Annotated in this window: 5 protein-coding genes; 2 read left to right on the top strand and 3 right to left on the bottom strand. The window is 52.8% G+C overall.

Annotation, left to right across the window (positions count from 1 at the left end):
* Positions 1–149 precede the first annotated feature (149 nt).
* The gene (locus FEAC_RS14330) at positions 150–503 is read right to left on the bottom strand and encodes an IS110 family transposase (RefSeq protein WP_473234771.1); all 354 of its coding nucleotides are present in this window, start codon (positions 501–503) and stop codon (positions 150–152) included.
* A 95-nt stretch (positions 504–598) separates the two neighbouring features.
* Between FEAC_RS14330 and arfB the strand changes: the two genes are divergently transcribed.
* Positions 599–1,135, top strand: coding sequence for an alternative ribosome rescue aminoacyl-tRNA hydrolase ArfB (gene arfB, locus FEAC_RS16570; protein WP_419195375.1), 537 nt, complete (start codon positions 599–601; stop codon positions 1,133–1,135).
* A 298-nt stretch (positions 1,136–1,433) separates the two neighbouring features.
* On the opposite strand, the gene FEAC_RS16565 is transcribed toward arfB, so the two are convergent.
* Positions 1,434–1,562 carry a lmo0937 family membrane protein gene (locus tag FEAC_RS16565; protein WP_152623297.1) on the bottom strand — a complete coding sequence of 43 codons (129 nt, stop codon included), beginning with the start codon at positions 1,560–1,562 and terminating at the stop codon, positions 1,434–1,436.
* Positions 1,563–2,122: 560 nt separating this feature from the next.
* A complete protein-coding gene (locus FEAC_RS14325; protein WP_035392430.1) occupies positions 2,123–2,512 on the bottom strand; it encodes a VOC family protein in 390 nt (129 codons plus the stop codon).
* A gap of 493 nt (positions 2,513–3,005) precedes the next feature.
* Here FEAC_RS14325 and FEAC_RS14320 point away from each other — a divergent pair.
* On the top strand, positions 3,006–3,249 hold a 244-nt coding region (locus tag FEAC_RS14320), incomplete at its 3' end, for a hypothetical protein (RefSeq protein WP_201773933.1).

Here is a 3,249-nt window from a genome sequence, read left to right as displayed (position 1 = left end):
TCGATGAGGCGCTCCATACCGCAGAGGCGACCGAGGCTGCAGCTTGATGCCAGCATCTTGGAGAACCTTCTCGAGGCGTTGGATCTCCCTCGCCCTGGCATCGACCTGGGTCTTGCGGATATCGCGTCAACTCACGAAGTTCACGGATCTCAGGTGGAGGCACAAAGCCTTGGTCGTACCATGCCNTGGGCTGCGACATCTGCGAGCCACTCGGCATCCGAGAGATCCGTCTTTCTGCCAGGTACGTTCTTCACATGTTGTGCGTTACAGAGCCAGAGTTGGGGGAAGAGTCCCTCCAATGCGTAGTACACCGGCTTCCAATACACTCCGGTCGCCTCCATCACCACGGTTGACACTCCAGCATCGACGAGGAACCGGGCCAAGTCCTCTAATCCTTTGCGTGTCGTGTTGAACGTCTCCTTGGAAAGGGTAACCATGCCATCTGGCTCTCGAACTCGCGTGCACGCAACGACGGTGTCACGGTGGACGTCAAGGCCACCCACTTTATCTGCTATCTCCTTCAACTAACAACCACCTCCTTGGTGTTTCAAGGGGCCGTCTCGCCAGGGGGACTACAAGAAAGCGAAATCTAAAGTTCGTGCTCGAGGCGACAATAATTAGTCCTCCTGATTCCCCGCATCAGACTAAAGGCGCGCAACCAAGGCTGCAAGAAACGTTCGATGACTCACGAGACGGTCCACTACAAGCATTACATGCATTTGTGGTGTTCGCTAGTTCATCAGGACTAAAGAGGCGAGTGGAGGTACCCCCAGCGGCCTTGACCTGGCGCTTCTCTAGAAGCTCCGGACCCGGTGGCCAGCACGTCAACACTTCTGACAGTCGGGTCGAGCTCATATGCGACCTTTCACAAATCACGGCGGAACCTGCTGTACTAGAGCGCATAACTAGGCGTTACGGCAACGAACTTAGAGTTGTAGTCTCTTCACAGAGATCTCAACTCCAGAATCGAAGACTGGCAATGGAGAGACTGATCAACCAGCTGGAGAAGTCAGCCGAAGTTCCGCATAACAGAAGGGCAACAAAGCCAACCTGGAGTTCAGTCCAAAAACGGCTCGATCATAAACGGCAGGCATCGTTGCGCAAAAACGCGAGGCGGTTGAAGCCCGAAGAATGACAAGAAATAAATCTCGCTATCGCATACTCCAAGCAGTTGACACTCGAATCGCGTAAAGTCATGATGACGTGCGTGTTCGATGACGCAGTATAGAGGGAGAGAATTCATTGGTACGACGATTCATACAACGTGCCCGAAGTCTTAATTGACGATTAGTGGCTATAAGACGCAATGGCATCAAATCCGGACTTTGACAAATAGTGACCTCGGCCTGGCTTTTTTAAGCCATGTTCAAGTTGCCGAATATTCGCATGCACGAAACATAACGCCTTCAATCCTGTTAAATGGCTCTGCGTCCTCACAACAAGTGTACAACTACCACGATAACGGAGATAATCAATAAGAGATTAACAAAACCTCCCCCAATATGTCCAAGAAGACCAAGGAGCCATAGAACAATAAGTACAATTGCAATAATCAATAGCATGATCTACTCCGTTTCCGTCTACACGTCCAGCTCGAGCCTTACCTGATTGATATTCAGATTAAAACCCAGCCCATCGAAGATAGACTCGTGTGGCATTCTACCGCTAGCGCTGCTAATCAGTGACCCCTCTAGCGTAGTCAACCCTATATTAAATGCTCAAAATGCGAAAGGTCCAGCCAAAATAGCCATAGGAGAACATATAATGATGGCTCAGATACATCTCCCTTAATTAAGTTGTCAAAAGGCACATAGTTGGTCGTCGAATGCTTAGGATAGGATCAAGCGATATTCGAGGCAGATCGGAACAGTGGCATCACAGATACCTCACAACTCGGCTCCAACGTCCGGTGCAGTGTGACCCTTCTCCGTGCAGAATCCAACTGCAGTCAATTCAAACTCGCCCAGGACGACGCTCATGTTGCTTGGGTTCTATCGAAATCTGGCGACAGGTGCGTCCTTTAACATTCGCTCGCCTACGACCGGTCCTCAGTTCGCTTTCCGTGACACTGTATGGAGTGCGTGGGCTAGACGTCGCGAACGCCAGCCTTGCCGATTAGCTGCTAGATCGTGACCGTGCCGTCGTCTCCTAAGGTCCAACCTGGATTGTGGGCCACCTCCCACACGTAGCCATCGGGATCCAAGAACGCTCCCGATGTGCCGCCCCACTCTGCCCGAGCCGCGGGACGCACTATGGTGCCTCCTGCCTGTTCAGCATGGAAAAGCGTGGCGGCGACCTCCTCGGGTGACCGCACGTTGTGGGCCAGTTCGATGCCTGGAGCACCGTGTCCACCGAGTCCGGTCCAAAGACCGAAAACCATGCCGCCTGCTTGGAAAAAGCAGATCTGTTCATCCGGCTGCCTCGCACCGCGCCACCCAAGCGCTTCGTAGAAAGAACGGGCTCGGGCCAGGTCAGTTACACCAAGCGTGACCAGGCTGATTCGCTGCTCCATAGCGAGAATGTTACAGGATCTTCCGAAGGGAGGCGGCAATCCGGTAACAACATCTACCAGAATCGGTCAGTCATTGATCCATCTAGTGATAGTTACCTAAGTAGGGCTTTCACTCCAACGATCCTTTGGTGCACTCCCCCGTAACGGCGCCAGGACAAGCCATCGGACTCCCCATTTGGATGTACTCGCGCAACTAGGCGCAGCAGTTGGAGGAGCTACAGACCTCGGAACCCTCACTGGTCCAGACCTACCTCTGATAAAGAATCCATGACTGTCACTCGACGACCTAGAGACCCACAACAATTCGAGCCTGCCCGAACGGCGCACAACTTAAGGCTCTATTGACATTCATGTGGATAGATTTGGCCTGGATCTGATCCATAGCCCCAGTTCAGTGGGGGTATTTGAGGCTGAAGTAGCCACATAAGAAACGCACACGGTTTCTGAGCTCTAAATTTGGTGTTGGAAACCCATCAAAAAGGAGTTCAGAACCGTGCGCGCTACCTCTCTAGTTAAGCAGATGCTGGGCCTTCGCAGTGTCACCGTCATCGAGGTTTTAGTTCGTCCACACGAACTGCTGGTAAAGCTCAGGCTTACCCGATCGCGGTTGGTATGCCCTAAGTGCTCCTATACGACCCGGTCCTGTTATGACACGAGAACGCTCGACTCCCGATGGAGACACCTCGACATCGGGATTCACCAGCACGTGGCTCTCGTGCCAGCTGAGACGACTCCCG

Origin of the sequence: Ferrimicrobium acidiphilum DSM 19497, from assembly GCF_000949255.1 — a bacterium.
GTDB lineage: Bacteria > Actinomycetota > Acidimicrobiia > Acidimicrobiales > Acidimicrobiaceae > Ferrimicrobium > Ferrimicrobium acidiphilum.
Note: the sequence above shows the minus strand (reverse complement) of the source record. Positions and strands in the feature narration are given on the sequence as shown.